This window comes from Spirosoma spitsbergense DSM 19989, assembly GCF_000374085.1.
GTDB classification, from domain to species: Bacteria; Bacteroidota; Bacteroidia; order Cytophagales; family Spirosomataceae; genus Spirosoma; species Spirosoma spitsbergense.
This window is the reverse complement of record NZ_KB893396.1, coordinates 1-19,203: the sequence shown is the minus strand read 5'-3', so window position 1 is coordinate 19,203 and position 19,203 is coordinate 1. Positions and strand designations below refer to the sequence as shown.

Annotated in this window: 18 protein-coding genes; 12 read left to right on the top strand and 6 right to left on the bottom strand. The window is 49.9% G+C overall.

Features of this window, described 5'->3' with window-relative positions:
* The coding region (locus tag B157_RS0102980) for a hypothetical protein (protein WP_026308444.1) at positions 1-186 on the bottom strand (186 nt) is incomplete at its 3' end.
* Positions 187-639: 453 nt separating this feature from the next.
* Here B157_RS0102980 and B157_RS0102975 point away from each other — a divergent pair.
* From B157_RS0102975 to B157_RS34265, 3 genes are all read left to right on the top strand, one after another.
* Positions 640-855 (top strand): hypothetical protein, encoded by a 216-nt coding sequence (locus B157_RS0102975; RefSeq protein ID WP_020601895.1) that lies wholly within the window; start codon positions 640-642, stop codon positions 853-855.
* A 15-nt stretch (positions 856-870) separates the two neighbouring features.
* Positions 871-1,170: a hypothetical protein gene (locus B157_RS0102970; RefSeq protein ID WP_020601894.1), complete on the top strand. Its 300-nt coding sequence runs from the start codon at positions 871-873 to the stop codon at positions 1,168-1,170.
* Positions 1,171-1,281: 111 nt separating this feature from the next.
* Positions 1,282-7,374 (top strand): Ig-like domain-containing protein, encoded by a 6,093-nt coding sequence (locus B157_RS34265; protein ID WP_084761747.1) that lies wholly within the window; start codon positions 1,282-1,284, stop codon positions 7,372-7,374.
* Positions 7,375-7,717: 343 nt separating this feature from the next.
* Here the strand turns inward: B157_RS34265 and B157_RS34260 are convergent, their stop codons facing one another.
* Positions 7,718-8,212 carry an RES family NAD+ phosphorylase gene (locus B157_RS34260; protein ID WP_020601893.1) on the bottom strand — a complete coding sequence of 165 codons (495 nt, stop codon included), beginning with the start codon at positions 8,210-8,212 and terminating at the stop codon, positions 7,718-7,720.
* A gap of 16 nt (positions 8,213-8,228) precedes the next feature.
* Positions 8,229-8,666 (bottom strand): type II RES/Xre toxin-antitoxin system antitoxin, encoded by a 438-nt coding sequence (parS, locus tag B157_RS0102955; RefSeq protein WP_020601892.1) that lies wholly within the window; start codon positions 8,664-8,666, stop codon positions 8,229-8,231.
* Positions 8,667-9,043: 377 nt separating this feature from the next.
* Between parS and B157_RS0102950 the strand changes: the two genes are divergently transcribed.
* From B157_RS0102950 to B157_RS0102930, 5 genes are all read left to right on the top strand, one after another.
* Positions 9,044-9,352 (top strand): hypothetical protein, encoded by a 309-nt coding sequence (locus tag B157_RS0102950; RefSeq protein ID WP_020601891.1) that lies wholly within the window; start codon positions 9,044-9,046, stop codon positions 9,350-9,352.
* A gap of 285 nt (positions 9,353-9,637) precedes the next feature.
* Positions 9,638-10,030 carry a DUF7793 family protein gene (locus B157_RS34255; RefSeq protein WP_020601890.1) on the top strand — a complete coding sequence of 131 codons (393 nt, stop codon included), beginning with the start codon at positions 9,638-9,640 and terminating at the stop codon, positions 10,028-10,030.
* A gap of 13 nt (positions 10,031-10,043) precedes the next feature.
* On the top strand, positions 10,044-12,263 hold the full coding sequence (locus B157_RS36645) for an ATP-binding protein (RefSeq protein WP_020601889.1): 2,220 nt from the start codon (positions 10,044-10,046) through the stop codon (positions 12,261-12,263).
* A 12-nt stretch (positions 12,264-12,275) separates the two neighbouring features.
* Positions 12,276-12,683 carry a response regulator gene (locus B157_RS0102935; protein ID WP_020601888.1) on the top strand — a complete coding sequence of 136 codons (408 nt, stop codon included), beginning with the start codon at positions 12,276-12,278 and terminating at the stop codon, positions 12,681-12,683.
* A gap of 821 nt (positions 12,684-13,504) precedes the next feature.
* Entirely contained in the window at positions 13,505-13,933 is a 429-nt protein-coding gene (locus B157_RS0102930) for a response regulator (protein WP_020601887.1), read from the top strand.
* Positions 13,934-14,303: 370 nt separating this feature from the next.
* Here B157_RS0102930 and B157_RS0102925 read toward each other — a convergent pair whose 3' ends face one another.
* Positions 14,304-14,510 (bottom strand): hypothetical protein, encoded by a 207-nt coding sequence (locus B157_RS0102925; RefSeq protein WP_020601886.1) that lies wholly within the window; start codon positions 14,508-14,510, stop codon positions 14,304-14,306.
* Positions 14,511-14,564: 54 nt separating this feature from the next.
* On the opposite strand from B157_RS0102925, the gene B157_RS0102920 reads away from it, so the two are divergent.
* The 4 genes from B157_RS0102920 (at position 14,565) to B157_RS0102905 (ending at position 17,329) form a co-directional block, all read left to right on the top strand.
* Positions 14,565-15,053 carry a hypothetical protein gene (locus B157_RS0102920; protein WP_020601885.1) on the top strand — a complete coding sequence of 163 codons (489 nt, stop codon included), beginning with the start codon at positions 14,565-14,567 and terminating at the stop codon, positions 15,051-15,053.
* 256 nt (positions 15,054-15,309) lie between these two features.
* On the top strand, positions 15,310-15,972 hold the full coding sequence (locus tag B157_RS0102915) for a recombinase family protein (protein WP_041951866.1): 663 nt from the start codon (positions 15,310-15,312) through the stop codon (positions 15,970-15,972).
* 97 nt (positions 15,973-16,069) lie between these two features.
* Complete coding sequence (locus B157_RS0102910) at positions 16,070-16,567, top strand: hypothetical protein (RefSeq protein ID WP_020601883.1); 498 nt, start codon at positions 16,070-16,072, stop codon at positions 16,565-16,567.
* Between the two features lie 174 nt (positions 16,568-16,741).
* Entirely contained in the window at positions 16,742-17,329 is a 588-nt protein-coding gene (locus B157_RS0102905) for a hypothetical protein (protein WP_020601882.1), read from the top strand.
* 379 nt (positions 17,330-17,708) lie between these two features.
* Here B157_RS0102905 and B157_RS0102900 read toward each other — a convergent pair whose 3' ends face one another.
* Complete coding sequence (locus tag B157_RS0102900) at positions 17,709-17,963, bottom strand: hypothetical protein (RefSeq protein WP_157618282.1); 255 nt, start codon at positions 17,961-17,963, stop codon at positions 17,709-17,711.
* Between the two features lie 174 nt (positions 17,964-18,137).
* Entirely contained in the window at positions 18,138-18,596 is a 459-nt protein-coding gene (locus B157_RS36640) for a BLUF domain-containing protein (RefSeq protein WP_020601880.1), read from the bottom strand.
* Positions 18,597-19,203: the final 607 nt, after the last annotated feature.

Sequence of the window (19,203 nt, the reverse complement as noted above, 5' to 3'; positions counted from 1 at the left end):
GGTTTCAAACTGCAACCGCATGGTATTTTCGGCATACTGGTCGCTGTGGCGAGCCAATTGCAGAAAGTTGATTCGGTGACGAACACTCAAAAACAGCATCAGAATGTGGTGTATAAATTGCCGACGGGGTTTGGTCAAATCGGGCAGGTTAGCTACTATTGTACTCAGTAGGGCTGGTCCTTGCATAAAGGCGTTGTTTGGTTTGGATGTCAGATACCCAAAACTAACACGCCTTTTTCATATCCCTAAAAATTGACGAACCATTGATTTGTTACTACTTGAAAAAATAACATATATTGCTGCAATAATTTATTCAGTGTCCACAACACGCCTTTCCCTTTCCAAAAATGCCTCAACCTCTCCTTCTCTGTAATCAATTCGTTCCCCCTGCTACTGCCCGAAGCAGCCCTTGCCCGCGAGCAGACCTGATCGAGGGGTACGCCCACACGCTGGGGCACAGGGGCTACTCCGACTCTTTTCCATCTGCTCTAATTAAACCGTCAGCCCTTGGATCGCATGGTGGTTGGAGCAGTTTTTTTTCGCTACGTTCAGTCGCTGGCACACCCCAAGAAGTCCGTGAATGTGGCTCCCGGGGAGAGGTAGCCATCGTAACTCGACGGACGATTACGGCTGGCGGTGATGATCGCCTACTTTCTGAGCCCGTCCAGCGTACCTACCGGCACCCACACCGATGCCTTTGCCTTTAGCTACCGGGTAGGGTCCGCTTTGCTGAACGGTACCAGCTCAGTGGATACGCTTATTCCAGGGCCGGGAGCCTACTGGCTGATCCATCGTATGCCCCTTTTTAGCCAGTCAATAACACCGTGTCAAAAATGGCCCTTTATGCACCCCTGATTTTCCTCAAACCAAATGAACCAACGACTACTCAACCGGCCCCCGCTGCCAGGACTGGCCCTGTTACCCCACAAAGGAAATGCTCAATCGCACTACCTGTTGACTGATGGGGCGCTCGCGACTACGCTGGACGAACCACGACGTATACCCTTGGGTACCACTGGGGAAACAACGCTGAGTAACAACTTCGTTGAGTCCCCCGGCCCGCTGGCCGTCGATGTGGCTAACAACGGTAGTCTGGTTGCCAGGGTGCGCAACACTACGCCCGGGATCGTAGCCATTCGTTTGACGGCCCCTTACCAGGTTTCTACGTGATCCCTCATTAACCAGGCCATAGTGGCAGAATAATCCCGTTTATGGGGTTCGGGGTGGATACGCCGGGGGCAACCCCGCCTCAGTCAAGTAATTTTCTCTTTTTTTTACTTCATGCTCATCTCAATGAATACAATTGTACGAATGCTCTGTTGCAGTACCCGACCTACCCGGGTTCTCTTCCGGCCGGGCCTCCTAAACCAGCGGGCTTTGTATGGCCGGTTGCCATTGTTCCTGTTGCTGCTCCTGGCTTCCTGGGGTGCGCGGGCGCAAGTCCAACTCCAAAAGGAATCATTCGAAACCGACGGCGAAGGCACCCGGTACGTATCAAATTACACCATCCTGCCCAATACGGTGCCGGCGGGAGCTCCTAGCCGGAACCAGTATTTCTTCCGGGCATCGGAAGCCAATATGTGCAACGGTACCACTACGCCCTGCACCGGCAACCTGGCGGACCACCGCGGCACCCACACGGCGGGCGGCACGCTGGATGGCACATACTACTGGGCAGGAGAAGGCGTACGAGGTGCGACCCCCATTGCTCCCGCGGCACCAGACCGGCAGCCGGGCACCGTTACCCTGAACTCGATTAATACGACCGGCTACCGCAACCTACAAGTGAAGGTAGGCCTCCAGGATGGACGATACACAGCCACTTCCCTGAATTGGGAGACGAATGATACGCTCAAAGTACAGGTTCGCTTCAACGGGACGAGCCCCTGGGTTACAGTCGGTCAGTTTACCAGCGATGCATCGGTTTTGGTACAAACAGGGCCTGACGTTTACGCCGGGCAGTTGCGGCAGGATGTGAACCTGGATGGCAAGGCCACGACCGCAGACCCGCTGGTTACCGCGACCATGCAGGACTTCACGTTTGAGCTGCCCAGCACGGCCACGACGCTGCAAACCCGATTTGTAGCATCCCAGGCGGGGCTCAGCGAAGAGTTTTCCTTCGATAACATTCGGGTGCTGGGCACTCCCACCGCGAATGCGGCCCCGGTGCTGGCCAATAGTGAATCGACTATAAAAAATTATCCGACGGCTAATGCGGCCGTGCAAATCACCAACACCATCACCCTGGCCGATGCCGACAGCCCCACGCAAACCAGCGCGACAGTTCGTATCACCGCCGGCTGGGATCCCGCCAACGACGTGCTGGCCTTCACGGGCACGGCTGCCACGGGCAACATCACCGGGACCTACAGCCCCTCGACCGGGGTGCTGACGCTGACTTCGGCTGGCTCGACGGCGACGCTGGCCCAGTGGCAGGCCGCCCTGCGCCTGGTTACATTCCAGACGAATACCGCCCTGCCATCGGGCAGCCAGGAGCGCGCCATTCTGTTTTCAACCACCGACCCTTCGGGTACTCAAAGCAACGCGGCGTTCCGTACCGTTGGCTACTCGCCCGCCGTGGCACCAACCGTATCAACCGCTGCTCCCGGCAGCGTAGCGGCGACCAGCGCTGTACTGGGCGGTAACGTAACGGCCGACGGCGGCGATAACGTAACCGAGCGCGGCGTGGTGTACAGCACCAGCAACGCCACACCCGACATTGGCGGCAGTGGCGTCACCCAGGTAACCAGCGGATCGGGCACCGGCGCCTTTTCGGCCACCCTCAGTGGCCTTACACCCGCCACTACTTACTACGTGCGGGCCTACGCCATCAACAGCGCGGGCACCAGCTATGGCAGTGTGGTGAGCTTCACCACACCCGCGGCGCTGAATGTCTCGGGCGTGATAACGAACGTGAGCTGCTTCGGGGGCAGCAACGGGGCCATCAACCTGACGCCCAGCGGCGGCACGGCCCCTTACAGCTTCAACTGGGGCGGCGGCATCACCACCGAGGACCGCACCGGCCTGGCCGCGGGCACCTACTCGGTGACCATCACCGATGCCAGCAGCGCGACCATCACGCGCAGCTTCACTGTTACCCAGCCCGCCACGGTGGTAGGCGGCACCACGGTGGTGACCAACGTGTCCTGCTTCGGGGGCAGCAACGGGGCCATCAACCTGACGCCCAACGGTGGCACGGGCCCCTACACCTATAACTGGGGCGGCGGCATTACCACTGAAGACCGCACGGGCCTAACGGCGGGCACCTACACCGTCATCATCACCGACGCCAGGGGNTGCACNNGCNCNGTGAGCGCCANTGTNACCCAGCCCNCCACGGCCGTGGGCGGCANNACCGTGGTGACCAACGTGTCCTGCTTNGGGGGCAGCAACGGGGCCATCAACCTGACGCCCAACGGNGGCACGGGCCCCTACACCTATAACTGGGGCGGCGGCATTACCACTGAAGACCGCACGGGCCTAACGGCGGGCACCTACACCGTCATCATCACCGACGCCAGGGGTTGCACCAGCACCGTGAGCGCCATTGTTACCCAGCCCACCACGGCCATCAGCCTGGCTTCGGGCTCGCAGACCAACGTAACCACGACGGGCGGCAGCGACGGCACCGCTTCGGTGACGCCCACGGGCGGCACGCCGGGCTACACCTACGACTGGGCGCCGGGTACGCCCCCCGGCGACGCCACCGCCAGCGTGAGCGGCTTGAGCGCGGGCACCTACACGGTGACCGTAACGGACGCCAATGGCTGCACGGCCTCCCGGAGCTTCACCATCACGCAGCCGGCCGCCGTTACACCGGCCCCGGTGGTGGTAGTCCCGGCCAACGGCAGCCTGCTCAACACGGACGCCCCCACTTACAGTGGTACGGCCCCGTCGGGCAGCACCGTAACGGTCTATGTGGACGGCTCGTCCATCGGCACCACCACCGCTCCGGGCGGAAACTGGTCCCTGGCCCAACCCGCGGCCCTGGCCCAGGGTAGCCACACCGTCTACACCACGGCTCAGGTGACGGGCAACGCGGCCAGCGCCAATTCCAACACGAACACCTTCACGCTCGATTCGGTCAGACCCACGGTGGCCATCAGCTCGGGCACGGCCCCCGATAACGGCACCACGGGCACGAGTCCGATCCCATTCACAGTCACCTTCTCGGAGAGCGTAACCGGCTTTGTGGCGGGTGATCTGACCGTGAGCAACGGCACGGTATCAGGCTTCGCCGGATCGGGCACCACCTATAGTTTCAACGTGACGCCCTCGGCCAACGGGGCGGTGGTTGTCAATGTGCCCGCCGTTGTGGCCCAGGACGCGGCCGCCAACTTCAACACGGCCGCCGGCCCCTACACCATCACCTACAGCCAGCCCGTGACGGCGGCCCCGGTAGTGGTCAGCCCGGCCAACGGCAGCCTGCTCAACACGGACGCCCCCACTTACAGTGGCACGGCCCCGTCGGGCAGTACCGTAACGGTCTTCGTGGACGGGTCATCCATCGGCACCACCACCGCTCCGGGCGGGACCTGGTCGCTGGCCCAGCCCGCGGCCCTGGCCCAGGGTAACCACACCGTCTACGCCACAGCCCAGGTGACGGGCAACGCGGTGAGCGCCAACTCGACCACGAAAACCTTCACGCTCGATTCGGTCAGACCTACGGTGGCCATCAGCTCGGCTACGGCCCCCAATGGCGGCACCAGCAGCAGCACCCCGTTCGCCTACACGGTCACCTTCTCGGAGAGTGTGACGGGCTTTGTGACGGGTGATCTGACGGTAAGCAACGGCACGGTATCAGGCTTTGCGGGATCGGGCACCACTTACAGCTTCAACGTGACGCCCTCGGCCAACGGGGTGGTGAGCGTGAACGTGCCCGCCGTTGTGGCCCAGGACGCGGCCGCCAACTTCAACACGGCCGCCGGCCCCTACACCATCACCTACTCGGCCACCCCGACCATCGCGGGCTTTGCCGCCGACCCCGCGTCGGTATGCGTGGGCAGCCCCCTGACCTTCACCGCCACGGTGGGCAACCTGACTGGCAGCGATGCCTACACGCTGACCAACGGCAGTAGTGTCCGTACGGGTACCCTGACCAGTAGTGCCTTTCGGGAAACGCTGACCAGCAGCGGAACGGGGAACCAGAGTTTCACCCTGACGGTCAGCAGCAGCGGACAGAGCGTCATGGCTACGACGAGTGTGACGGTCAATGCATTACCGGTGGCGGGTCTGACCAATGACGGACCGCTGAGCTGTTCGAAGACCAGCGTGACCCTAACGGCCAGTGGCGGGGGCACCTACCAGTTCAGCCCGGGGGCTACCCAGATCAACGGGGGCAACACGGCCAGTGTCAACACGGCGGGGCCCTACTCAGTGACCGTCACCGGCACCGGCGGCTGCACGGCAGTGGCCAACACCACCGTAATGGGTGATCAGACCGTACCCACGGTCAGCATCTCGGCCAACCCCAGCCTCACTATTACGCAGGGAGAAACCACCACCCTAACGGCTAACGTCTCTGGCGGCACCCCGCCCTTTGGCTACGCATGGTCTACCGGCGCTTCCTCTAACAGCATTGTTGCCAGCACCGATGGGCCTTACTCGGTGTCGGTGACGGGCCCCAACGGCTGCTCGGCTACCGCCAGTGTGCGGGTGAGTGTTATCCAGCCCAGCGGTCCTTTCGCCATCACGGCAGTAACCACTCTGAGCTGTGAAACCATCTCGGCCGGCCAGCGTCGGGTAACCTTCAACCCCCGCTACGCCAGTCAGGACAGCAGCCCCATCAGCTTCTCGGTAGTCAACGAGTTGGCGGCTACGACTAGTCCGGGTCCCTACAGCCTAAGTCTGTACACCGACAATTCGGTTATCACCCTGAGTGCTACCCAGAGCGGGGCCAACACGCTTTTTGCCTACAACTGGCTCTCGGCCTGTAGCGCCACCACGGGTAACACCCCGCCCACGGTGGCAAACCCCGTTTCGCCCCAGTCAGCCACAGTGAACATCGGCTACACGCTTTCTTTGGCCAATGTATTTACCGATGCCGAAACACCCAACGGCCTGACGCTGTCAGTGAGTGGTCTGCCAGCGGGGCTTAACTTTGTGGCTCCTTCCACCATCTCGGGTACGCCTTCGATGAGTGGAGTGAGCACGGTGACGGTAACGGCGACCGATCCGGGGAGTATGAGTGCCAGCACCAGTTTCACCCTCACGGTGAATCCAGCCGCCGGTACCCCACCCCCGCCAACGGGCACCTTCAGCATCACCAGCGTGCAGACTATCCGCTGCGAAGTGCTCTCAGTGGGTGAGCGTCGACTAACGTTCAACCCCCAGTATGCGGGCCTGAACGGAGCCCCGGTGAGCTTCTCGGTGGTCAACGAACTGGCCCCCACCACGGCACCGGGTCCCTACACGCTGAATCTGTACACCGACAATTCGGTGGTGACGCTTCAGGCGGTGCAGAGCGGGATATCGAGTAGTTTTGCCTACAACTGGCTGAGTGCGTGTAGCTCTTCAACGGCCAACACCGCTCCGACGGTGGCGAACCCCGTACCACCTCAGTCGGCCACGGTGGATGTGGGCTATACGCTCTCTTTAGCGAATGTGTTCACCGATGCCGAGACACCCAATCAGTTGACGCTCTCGGTGAGTGGTCTGCCAGCGGGTCTGAGTTTCAGTCCGCCTTCCACCATCTCAGGTACGCCCTCGATGTCGGGGGTAAGCACGGTGACGGTAACGGCGACCGATCCGGGGAGTATGAGTGCCAGCACCAGCTTCACCCTCACGGTGAATCCGGCGGGTGGTACGCCTCCTCCGCCCAGTGGCACCTTCAGCCTCACGGGGGTGAGCACGGTGAGTTGTGAAGTGGTGAGCGCGGGCCAGCGGAGGGTAAGCTTCACGCCCCGGTACGCGGGCCTGGACGGCTCGCCGGTGAGCTTCCGGGTGGTCAACGAGACGGTGGCCACGACGGCTCCTGGACCCTACACGCTGAACCTGTACACCGACAACCCGGTCATCAGCCTGGAAGCAGTGCAGAGCGGGGTGGTGAGTCCGTTTAGTTACGGCTGGCTGGCGGCCTGCAACCCCGGTGCCCGTCAGGCGGCCCTTGTGGAAGTGCCCCTGCGGGTGATCGTGCTGGGCAACCCCGTGGTAGGCGATTTGGTATCGGTAGAGGTACGGGGCGCCGAGGGCCAATCCCTGCGCCTGCAACTGAGGGACGAACGGGGCCACCTGGTGAGTGAACAGTCGGTTGGAAAGGCCGGGGAAGTGGAGCGGCAGACGCTGCGCCTGGGCCAGCTTCCGGCGGGGGTGCTGCTGCTGCGGGTGAGCACGTCCACCCAAAGCCAGACGCTCAAGCTGATCAAAATGGAGTAGCCCTTATATTCGACAGACCGGTTCACAAAAGAAGCCGCGTTCCTGCCAGGGAGCGCGGCTTCTTTTGTGAACCGGAGGTTTTTCTGAACGGTAACTAGGGTAGGAGGGAAGGGGCCAAAAACAGCCCTTTTTTGACCAATAAATCCGTTCAATTAAATCGTTCAGCGTTTATGCCCTTGTTGCTGTTTTATTGAACGACCAAAGGTTAAGTTTAAACTATCAAATTGGATACCACTTCATTCTGTCACCTATATGCGTTCCTATGCTTGTTAACAGAGGTAGTACTTCTTTAGAACGGATATGGCTCTTAACTCTCAACCTTATTTAAAGTCAGTAACCCTTTTTAACCCGTAAGGGGGCCGTAGTTAGTCGGTAGAACCAACCGACCATCCACTGTAAAGGGCTGAATTGATTCGACAATCACCTGTTCAAAGGCCTGATGACGCCGGTGAAGAATAACATTGTTTGAAAAGGGAACCACAGCTGAGGGAATAGCAACGGCTAGTTCCTGCCTACCCGTAAGCCAGTCTCCCAAAAAAGTCTGTAACTCAGCCGTCCGTAGGGGTGTATTCCAATTGACAGGTAGCTGATTAACCGTAAAAACCCGTTGAGACTCGGGCTCAGGAAGGTCTATGGTGATTAAATAATAAGTGGGAAGCTCGTCGAATCGAATCGGCATCAGGTTCGCCAGTATCTCCACTAAAGCTAATTCGGGTGAACTGGACGTATAGAGCACATCGACCCCAATCGGGTTCCAGCGCTCGCCCCGCTTGGCCGAGCCACCAGCCAAGGGTGTTTCTAAGAAACGCTCTTTAATTAATCGGAATACGCGGGACATCAAACCAACGGGAGTACTAACTAATCATGCCTTCTTCAATCCGGCTTAGTTCATCGTCCACAAAGCCAAAGCCCGCCATTGTATCCAGTAGGGTAACCGGTGAGACATTGCCCAGGGAGGGCCGTGGTGCCCGAAGCCAACGAGTCAATACGTCTTGGCGTTGATCAAATGTTGCTAAGCCGTGTTCAATCAATTGCTCTAAAAGCAGCAATCGTTCCGTTTTATTGGGATCGAGTGTTTTGTCCGCTGACTGCCGATGCAACGAGCGTTCGGAAAGGTTCAAAATCTTGGCCATTTCTTTGTCAGTCAACCCAATTCGGTTGGCCACCTCATCGACTCGACTGCGGGACTCCCCCTTCCGAATTCGGTTGATGAGGGAGGGCTGATTTTCGAACTTATAAGCTTGAGGTCCTAAACCAACCCGAGAAGCTAATCCAACACTTTTGACGGCCATACTAGTCAATAATATAAAGTTGTCACTAAGATAAATGACACTTGTCAAGTAAATACATAACAATCAAAAGTTTCTATAGTTCGGCCTGTTGGTTATAAATCGAGAAATCAGCCTTACTGGCTAAGGTGCTGGTGAAGGCCTTCCAGTGTAGTAATTAACTCGTTAAATTGCCTAATAGACCGACAGGACGGTTGATTGGGTCAGGATGGCTTGCAGGTGCAGGGCCGGATGAAGGGTAGTTTCCAGGGAGCATAAGGAAGCCAAACGTAACTAAAGATACGTGAAAAAACGAACAATCGCCCGACCTTAAACCGGGATTAATCACCCATTTTGGGCTATTTTTGGCTTTCCTTTTTAGCCGCTTAGTGCCCCGCCCCATGCCAAGTTTACTGGAAAGCGTGGCCTTCTGGACCCGCAATCTGGAGCGTGGCCGGGGCTTTTCCATCAACGGGTTCATTAACCACTATCCCGACTTCATGATCGTTACCAAACGGGGCAAAATTATCCTGCTGGAAACCAAAAGCGACCACTTGGACAACACCGATACGGCCGAGAAAATACGGCTGGGAAACCTGTGGCGCAGCAAAGCGGGCAACGACTACCGGTACTTTATGGTCTTCGACACCAAGGAAGTTCCCGGTGCCAACACCCTGGCCGATGTGGTGAATACCATTCAGGCGTTGTGATGTAGGGCTACTTCTATTGAATCAGCATAGGGCAGGCCACTCCGGGCAACGATGGATCGTACAAATCCAGTCACCCTGCTACTAGACGCTTTAGTTACACCTTGTCGCGACAACGCTACTTCTATATACACACTTCTACAACAAAAAGTAAGTATTTAGGCAGGTGATTATTCTTTGCTATTCGTGATTGAGACCAAGTATATAGCTGAGTTAAACCTATTGATAGTCAGCCTACTGGCTGATATTTAACGCCTAGGCGACGAAAATTGATTTTTCCTTAAAAGTATGGTGATACCCGAAAATAGTGACGTTTATGAATTGCCAACATCAACTATTTGGTTTGATGAAAATGGAATTCTCTGCTCTATTGCTAAAAAAGTTCCTCAACAAACGGTAGAAGAAGCAAAAAAGACGATGGAGGAATTTAGAAAAATTACAGGCGAAAAAAAAGTTTGTCTGCTTTCTGACAGCACGGATTCACCTCCTGCTAATAAAGAAATGCGTGACTATGCTGCCGAAGTAATACCGGAAATTGCGAAAGCAGTAGCCATAATTTCCCGGTCTGCCGTGGGGAAAATGGCTGCAAATTTGTTCTTCAGCATAAAAAAACAACCGTATCCCGTAAAAATGTTTATGGATGAAACGGAAGCTAAAGACTGGTTGAAGCACTATTTGTAAAATCAATTTTGTAATGGTAAATTTTTCTTTTTTCAACTGGTTTAAAAATAAATCTATCGCAAAGAAATTATATTCTGTGGTAGGTATTATGGCCGTTCTTATTGCTGTTGAACTCGGGACACTATACTTTGCTGTTAGTACGCTTTCGTCGGTAAGGGCTTTTGTCGGAGCTGAAGGCTTATGGTCAAAATCTCAAAAAGATGCCATTTATCATTTGCGCAAATATTACCAGACCCATAATGAGGAAGATAGAACCGCATTTTACACTTTCATGAAAGTGCCCTTGGGCGACCACAAAACATTATTGGAATTAGTGAAGCAAAACCCTGATTTGGCCATTGCCCGACAGGGTTTACTAGAAGGGGGCAACCATCCTGACGATATTGATGGTATGATTAACTTATTCCGAAGATTTAATAAAATATCCTACATTCATAAGTCAATAAAGATCTGGACAGAAGCCGATTCCGGTATTGGCCAGTTAATACCCATTGCCAAAAAAATACATTCAGAAATAAACCTCCCTATCGGACAGCTAGCCCCACCTGCTCTATCCCAAACTAAATTAGATGAGCTTGTAAAGAACATAGACCCCATCAATCAAAAACTAACCATACTCGAAAATGAATTTTCCTACACGCTGGGAGAGGGTGCGCGATGGTTAGAAAAAATCATTTTAAAATTGTTACTGGCCATCGCACTAACCGTTGAGTTCAGCGGGCTGCTACTCACTTATTTTGTTGTTAAAGGAATTACAAAAGGGTTGAATGAAATTACAAGTGCGTCGAAACGTATTGCCCAAAAAGATTATAGTGTAAAAGCACAAGTATTTTCAGCCGATGAGATTGGTATACTGGCAACTTCATTTAATGATATGACAGTAGAACTTTTTAATAATATACAAAAAAGAGTACAAGCTGATCAAGAGTTAGAATTCAAAACAAATTTCATTCAGGAAAACGAAAAAAGAATTGTTAGTATAATGGATGCGCTCATAAAAATCACTCAATTAGATTTTTCTGAAAAGCTTATCGTAAGTGAGAGAGGGGATGAACTCGATGCCATTGCCGTTGGTCTAAATACAATGAGTGAAGAACTTGAATTTCATTTGCAACAAGTAGAACAAAGTGAAGCAAAACTGAATGATGCCCAACGATTAGCGAAAATAGGTAGTTGGGAGATGGATATGACCACTCACAAAGTACACTGGTCAAACGAAATGTTCAACGTTTATGGATACGGAAATGAGCGGTTTGAAGTTAGTTTTGAAAAAGCGCTCGAGCGTATGGTACCAGAAGATGTTGAACGTACAAAGGCAAGAATGGAGAAAAATACGGAGGATGCCTTACAGGTATTTAAAGAAAAAAGTATTTTTGAATTTGAGATCGCTCCATCTAATTTTACCATTATTTTGCCTGATGATAGTAAAAAAGTTGTACAGGGAATAGGGAAAATAATACTAAATACTAACGGTCAAATTACCAAAATAGTGGGTACTGTACAGGATATCAATGAAGCATATAAAGCTGAACAGAAACTAAATGCATACAATATTGAATTAGAACGAAAAAACAAAGAAATAGAACAATTCGCCTATGCTGCCTCGCACGACTTGCAGGAACCTCTTAGGAGCATTTCCAATTTTTCAAAGCTATTAGCCGATAAATTGGAAACGTATCCCGATAAAGAAATGAACGAATATATGCGTTTAATAAGTGGAGGAGCAAGCCGTATGTCAAACCTGATATTTGCTTTGCTTGATTATTCCAGAGTAGGGAAAGATATGGATAAGCGAGAAGTGGATTGCAACAAATTAGTACATGAAATTTTAACCGATCTAGCCGTGGTTATTGCTGAAAGCGGTGCAAAAATTCATATTGAAAAATTACCAGTTATAAATTGTTATGATTTAAAATCCGTTTTTCAAAACCTTATAATCAATGCAATTAAATTCAGAAAGAAAGACCTTAGTCCTGTAATAAATATTTCAGCAACTAGTACGGGAAAAGACTTTCTTTTCATAATTAAAGATAATGGCATTGGCATTGAGAAAGACTATTACGATAGGATATTTATAATTTTTCAACGTCTGCACCTGCGGACACAGTATGCAGGCACTGGTATTGGACTTTCGTTAACCAAAAAGATTATCGAAATGCATGGTGGACGAATATGGGTTGAATCAGAATTCGGTGAAGGAAGCACATTTTATTTCACAATTCCAATAAGTTAATACAAGCCTGTTATGAGAAAAAAACTGAACTGTATTTTATTAGTTGATGACGACCCGGATGATAACTACTACCATCAGATCGTTATCAATAAGATGAACATTGTTAACCAAATTGATATTGCCGTAAACGGAATTGAAGCAATGGCGTATCTCAAAAACGAAAATCAAACCCCACCTGAAATAATATTTTTAGACATTAACATGCCTAAAATGAACGGATGGGAATTTTTAGAAGAATATAAAAATTTAGATATAGATAAAAGAGCAAAAGTACTTATTATGATTTTAACCACATCCGCGAACCCTGACTATATAAAAAAGGCTAAGGAAATACAAGATGTAACGGGCTTTGTAACAAAACCAATAAGCCAAGAATTGATTACGGAAATTTTACAGCAACATTTTCAGGACTACTTATAAAATAACCACGAAACCCGATACCTGACACGAAACATTTTCAGGGTGATAGGGCTTTGTTGCATGGCTCCTAAACGATAGTATAGGTTGAGCAGATAGACTACGAAGCACTCATACAAAGAATCGTTTTTACTGAAACAGTGCACTAGATAAGGCTTAGGTAGAGTTCATTTGAGGCCTATTTGACCTTAAATGGGCTCTTTCGAAGGCCCTGCAACAAACCCCTGTCAATGTGCTTTCCATGAATGGTTTGTCTCTAGTTTAACTATCAGTCAAACCACTTAGAAACTCCGTTAATAAGTGAACGATTCGATCAATACCAGTTGAGCCTACACTTTCCTGTCGGAAGGAAACGGCTTTGGGCACCCAACCTTACCTGGAATCCCAGCCTTTAGAACGTGTTGGGGAATTGAGAAAGGTTGAGAGTCGTGCCAACTTTGTTGTGACCAAACGACAAAGTGATGACTAAACAGTGGCAACCACTGACTGGACTTGATCGCCTTTTCTGAACAGTACGTACGGTTTACTGACCATGGTGTTCCCCGAACGATAGCCAGCTGCTTGAGGACTTACTACCTATTCGTGCCCTTTACGTACTGATCCAGTAAAATCGTATCGAGTAAAAGGGAGCGGGTCAGCCGTGATAAGCTTCCTGGACAAAAGGCCTGACTCGTCCTTCAAGCTCTGGGCTGTGAAGGCAATAGGGCGACGGCTCTTCTTCCCACTCTTATTTTGATATATTTGTGGCCAATACATACCCAAAATCGACTGATCGCAATTGCGAACAGCGGGCCAAAACTGTACGTAAATTTTCCCTAAATCCTATGACGAGCAAAGCACCCATTGTGGTGATTGAAGATGATGAAGATGATCAACTCTTTATTCAGAAAGCTATTGAAAGTTTGGCCATTTTGAATCCGGTTGTCTTTTTTAGCAATGGCGTCGAGGCCATCGAGTATTTGATCGCTGCTCTGGAAGCTCCCTTGGTGATTCTATGCGATGTCAACATGCCAGCCATGAACGGCATTGAGCTTCGTCAGTTGATTGATTTAAATGAGTTTCTGAAACTGAAATGTATCCCCTTCGTTTTTTTAACCACGGCGGCCGATCAGGGCTTAGTCAATACGGCGTATAAGATGACCATTCAAGGGTACTTTAAAAAAGAGCGCACCTTTGCGGGTTTACAAGAACAGTTACGCTCGATCCTGGACTATTGGGATAAATGTTTACATCCAAATAGTCGTTTTTTGTAGTTTAAGGAGCCGCTCAACCTGGCATGGGTGAGGTTTTTGCCTGGCTAGAGGGCATCTAACTTAATGCGTACAATGATTGGTTGATGGCTAACTTTCTTACTAGATTGTCAATAAGTTAATCTTAGTAATTTTGTATTTTACAATTAAAATTTTTTGCCAAAAACTAACCTCTCTTTATTGTTTTAGTGCAAATTTCGTTTCAATCATTTCCGTTCACGAAAAGGCTTGGCCAAATGAACGCTTGTCACATCTTAGGGAGACAATAAGACTTTTATTTTAAAAGCCAGAAAGCTGGAAAGGGGATGTAACAGTAGCAAATGCATTTTACTACCAGTCCCGTTCTTATCCACTTGTCTGAGAACCTTTCTGATCAATCAACTTTCTTAATCTCAGTTGCACTCAAGGTGATCGTAAATTCGCGCCGTTGGCTGTTCCAGCAGTGCACTCGCTGACCATATTGACTGATTACCGGAACAGGCCAGTCAATAGCCCCATTAGCTGCTTCTAACTCTTGAGTAGCCTTCGGGTTAATGAGCGTCACTAAGTCATTCACCTTAAATTCGTGGTTTGTCTTCATTCATTAGTTAACTTCCTACCTTTGTTTTCTTGTAAAAGTCTTAAAACCAAGTGAATGAAAGCCATTAATATTCATTTTTTTTCGCCCACTGAAAACCAACAGCCTACGGCCAAGGCCGATAAAGTCGCTAAACCAGCTAAGGTAATTTTAACCGGTTACATTTCTTCTGCCGGCAAACTCGTTTTGCCGGCCAAGACGGTGGCTCATTTAGGGGTCGACCTAAGCAAAACAGGCTTTAAAGTAGGGATGGACGAGGGAAAGCGTAAAGCCAAATCGCTCTACTTGGTACCAAGCAGCCCTGATGCGGAAACCTTTACCTTCGAGAAAGCGGCAAAAAGCTATACATTGGCCCTACCCTTTATCTTGAAGAAGAGTGGCGTTGATTTCGCCAAAACGAAATACGGCTTTACCATTCATCTTTTCGAGTATCAAGGCACAACCGCCTTTTCGCTACAACTAGCCCCTGAAGCAGCGGCTGCCAAAGTACCTTACACGGGTAAGCCAAGAGGCCGAAAGCCCGGGCAAAACTCCGATACTGAATAAAGTTCTAAGCCCTGTTCATCCAGGGCTTTTTTGTGCCTGATATTGTTGAGCGGTGGGTCCGTTTTTTGCACCGGCTCTTTCTTTTATGAGCCATCTTATTTTCGGTTGTTCCCCCAATTTTTCTTTCACTGCCAACCTGGCAGCTTTGAGGCAGTGAATTCAGTTCCCTTTTTCATTAGTTTTGTGTTGTCACGAGTCAAGAACGTCCGTTCTAGCTTTGTGACAAAACCCCTTTATGTATACCAACAGTATCTTTATGGTGAAATACGTAGCCTACTACCGAGTATCGACCCAAAAGCAGGGCCGGAGTGGATTAGGACTTGATGCCCAGAAAGCAGGCATCCACGCCTTTTGTGGCGAGCAACTCATCGGCGACTTTATTGAAATTGAATCGGGTGGCAAAACCAGCCGGAAAGAACTAGCCAAAGCCATTGAACTCTGTCAAAAAGAAAATGCCAAATTGATTGCCTACCGGCTGGACCGGGTGTTGCGGAATCTGGAAATTCTGGTTGCCCTGCGGGTAAATAAGGTCATGTTCACAGCCCTGGATTGTCTCAATGATTCCGACATGATTATTAACATCAAAGCCGCCTTAGCCGAGGATGAATTACGCAAGATCTCCGAGCGAACCCGCGCAGCGCTTCATCAAAAGAAAGCCCGGGGTTTTACCTTGGGCAAACCCGAAAACTTTTGTGACGAAGGCCGCCGGAAAGGAACGGCCGTTGGCAAAGAAGCCGCCCGGATTCACCCGGCTAACCAGCAAGCCGCCGAATTGATTCGACTCTACCAGCGCGATAAACTAACGATGCGAGCGATTGCCGAGCGACTCAACAAAACGGGTTTTCGGACGCGAAAAGGAAAGTTATTTCAAGCTGAATCGGTACGCCGGTTAATGCGTGAATCGATCGTGCTGGAATGATATAAAGAACCTTATCAACAGTAGTATCAAATATCATGGCCAACACTAAAAGCTAATTTTATTCCCCTTTATTTGTTTATAAGACCCCTTACCCATTGTGGACGACTTACTGCCCTTGCCTCATCAGTCCTTGATGCGGAGTTTCTTACATCAGAGCCATTTTCAGCACGTTTCCATTATTGGTTTATTGGCAATGGCTTTCCAGACTCGCCTGCTAATGAGCGAACCTGAAAAACCCCTTCGTGAAGATATATCTCTACTGGGGTGGCCACCCCAGTATATGACCCATCTGATGGATGAATTAGATGTAAATTCGGCTGAACTTACTCAGTATGCTCAATTAGGTAATGATTTTTGGAGTGCCCAATTGAGACTCATGCCCACTCCACAACGCATTATCGTCATAGGTCTGGCTACGATTATTCTAACACCAACGGGAGGTTCCCTGAACCCCAGCCGATATACTCCCTGGCTGCGATACTGGGCAAATGAACTCAATATAGATTATCTTACCATGTCCCTTTGGATGGAAACATACGGGATCAAACAGATCAATTATTTACTGGCTCGGGGGTTTATTCCCAGTGAATTTTAATAGATATTGCGCGATTGACGGATTTCAGTGCAGGTCACACAGTCTCTGCTACACATCCTATTTAAGGCAATGGATGTTCCTTGTTCGTTGTAGTTGTGTCTAGCTATAGTGCCTTGCTAATCTTGCCAGCTAGTCTTTGGGCTTAGATTTCCATTACTCTTTCATCTTCTAGCAATGACACCGAAGCAAATTCAACGGCTGGAGAAAAAGATTGCTGATATTAAACGAGCTTTAGCCGCCGAAAAACGAAAGTTTGGTGGCTATGATGACTCCCGAGGATTGCGCTATTTACCCACTCGGTATTATCTTCAGTTGGGCGATTACAAAGGGGGAGTAACGTATACTCGTTGGTTCGCCAAAACATTTCCCGATGACATTGGCTTTCCCGATTTTCTGTTTGAATCGACAGTACTGCTTTTCAAAGCTGGTAAATTCGACCAAGCCAGGATCAAGGCTTGGCAAACCTTCTGTTCTAATACGTATATCCTGGATACATTTCTAGGCAATCCAGTCCAGCCTATAGCAAAATACGAGTGGTCCAATCTGGCTCAGGAAAGCTTTACCGATCAGTTCCCCTATTCGCAGCAGCAAGCCGAACTACAGGATTTCAGTCAGTGGTTAGTCGAGCTGATTTCAACGGATTTATTCAAAACCTGTAAAGACCGCTATATGGCCATTCAGCAACGATTGGCCATTGAAGAAGATCAGGAAACTCGGCGCTATTTATTGAAAGAAGCCCATCAGCTAGAGGAGCGGTTTTAAAGCAATGCCAATTGGTTCATAAACTCAACTACATCCCAATTTTTGAGACATTGATACGTGAGACGGCAATTTGAGATTGGTGAAGCTAGAATTAAAGCTACAATTAGAAGTATGGCGACCGTCGCTTAAAATGGGCGTTAAAAGAAACTGAACAGTAAGGCCATGTATCCGGGAACAGCGGATAAACCTAAAAAGGTGGTAGCGATGCCCGACCATCAAATTGCCAGTCGGCCACCGCCATTACTCGGATGTAAAACTCTTCTTTCATAAAAGATAAATTCAGTAGAAAGCACCTAACTTAGCTGTATAACAGAACTTCAGTTTTGTTATACTTTTCGTCTAGGTAAACATAGTGTAGATTATACAACACTGAGATGTATCATCTAGACTCCGCCTGCCACTTTTCCCACATATCTTTAGGCTTATCAGCGAACCACTCTGTATAACCGCAATTGCCACAGACAGCAGCATGCACGTCAAATTTTTTCGAGGCAGTAAGATTAAGCCATGTACCAGCTTCTCTGGCAGGCGTCACCTTGAGTTGAAAAGGCATTGGTGATTCACTTATCTCAACGGGATACATCATTGATTGAGATTGGCATCTAGCGCACTGCTTATTATTAATATTCTCCATAACTGACTAGTAAATAACAGGATAGATAAATTTCTTTACATAATGGTAGTTATAAAACAGCTCTTTAGAAAGTACAATGCCTGGCTACCTCGATCAGTGGCCAGGCATTGTACTTTTTCCCTGTTATGCGGAGCTAATCAATCAGACTAAAGGCTTTTTGGTACTAATAATCAGCTATCTCCAGAATTTCTCATAGACCATACGCTTATATTGAGCTAAAAGCATTTCGAACTCGGATAGACGCAATGGCCTTTCTGCTTGATCCTGGGAAGAGATATCCGCTAGCCGGGATGAAGCATCAAAACCGACAATCGTNTTTAAGAGTGCTAGCTGGTAAGCGGTGATGGCTTTACATTCCATGCTCCAGTCACGAAAAGAACGCTTCCGGATTGGACAATCTGCTANTTTAATAAGGTTAGTGTGTCGTTGATCCTTTTCGATGTGTTGGTACAAGGCTTCAATAAGTTCTTTCTTACCTTCTAATACCTGCAGGATGCTGCCTCTATTAATGAACAGGATACCCGTTATCCCCACCGACGCATTATGAGATCGGCTTTGCTCAAGCAGGGAGGCAAAGTCAGCCTGTTTCACTAGGCTGATCGATGAGCTAACATACACTATACAGTGCTCCATTTCACTTACTTCAGATTGGATGGCCGACAAAATGAGGACATTTATTAAAGGTGTCTGCGACGCTGTGTTAGTGATTGGGGCTTACTGCCCCAATCACTAACACAGCGTCGCAGACACCACTTTTTGGGTTTATGTTATGATAAAAATAGTATTCATACGATACATTCGTAAACAGTACAGGTGTAACATCATATGTTACCACCTGTACTGTTTACGTTTTTTATGGAAAGAAGGGGGGGGGCCACATTCATACGAAATGTTCCATCGGGCCAATTCCGAGGAGTAGGACAACCCGAATAGCTATAATGGCTAGCTTACTTTGATTCCTTTACTGGGTTTATTGCTTCAATAGGGGCTTGTAAACTCATCATTTACCGAGCCGATAGGTGGTAAAGCAAACGAACGTATGAATGTACCAGTCCCCAAGCAGGACTGGAATCAATAAAATCGTTCTTAAGCCCTCAAACTAGTTAATCGAACTTGTTCAGCAATCAAGGTTCAGTATATTCGGTTAATCTGTCAGCTAACCTGAACAAATCCAATGAAAATAGTAAAGTGGCCAACATTCGTAGCAAGAGGGAGGACGAACTCTAAATAAACGGCTGAT

Coding starts and splice junctions, on each gene's coding strand:
- B157_RS0102975 (WP_020601895.1), top strand. CDS start 640: ATGATCGCCTACTTTCTGAGCCCGTCCAGCGTACCTACCGGCACCCAC.
- B157_RS0102970 (WP_020601894.1), top strand. CDS start 871: ATGAACCAACGACTACTCAACCGGCCCCCGCTGCCAGGACTGGCCCTG.
- B157_RS34260 (WP_020601893.1), bottom strand. CDS start 8,212: ATGTCCCGCGTATTCCGATTAATTAAAGAGCGTTTCTTAGAAACACCC.
- parS (WP_020601892.1), bottom strand. CDS start 8,666: ATGGCCGTCAAAAGTGTTGGATTAGCTTCTCGGGTTGGTTTAGGACCT.
- B157_RS0102950 (WP_020601891.1), top strand. CDS start 9,044: ATGCCAAGTTTACTGGAAAGCGTGGCCTTCTGGACCCGCAATCTGGAG.
- B157_RS34255 (WP_020601890.1), top strand. CDS start 9,638: ATGGTGATACCCGAAAATAGTGACGTTTATGAATTGCCAACATCAACT.
- B157_RS36645 (WP_020601889.1), top strand. CDS start 10,044: ATGGTAAATTTTTCTTTTTTCAACTGGTTTAAAAATAAATCTATCGCA.
- B157_RS0102935 (WP_020601888.1), top strand. CDS start 12,276: ATGAGAAAAAAACTGAACTGTATTTTATTAGTTGATGACGACCCGGAT.
- B157_RS0102930 (WP_020601887.1), top strand. CDS start 13,505: ATGACGAGCAAAGCACCCATTGTGGTGATTGAAGATGATGAAGATGAT.
- B157_RS0102925 (WP_020601886.1), bottom strand. CDS start 14,510: ATGAAGACAAACCACGAATTTAAGGTGAATGACTTAGTGACGCTCATT.
- B157_RS0102920 (WP_020601885.1), top strand. CDS start 14,565: ATGAAAGCCATTAATATTCATTTTTTTTCGCCCACTGAAAACCAACAG.
- B157_RS0102915 (WP_041951866.1), top strand. CDS start 15,310: ATGGTGAAATACGTAGCCTACTACCGAGTATCGACCCAAAAGCAGGGC.
- B157_RS0102905 (WP_020601882.1), top strand. CDS start 16,742: ATGACACCGAAGCAAATTCAACGGCTGGAGAAAAAGATTGCTGATATT.
- B157_RS0102900 (WP_157618282.1), bottom strand. CDS start 17,963: ATGGAGAATATTAATAATAAGCAGTGCGCTAGATGCCAATCTCAATCA.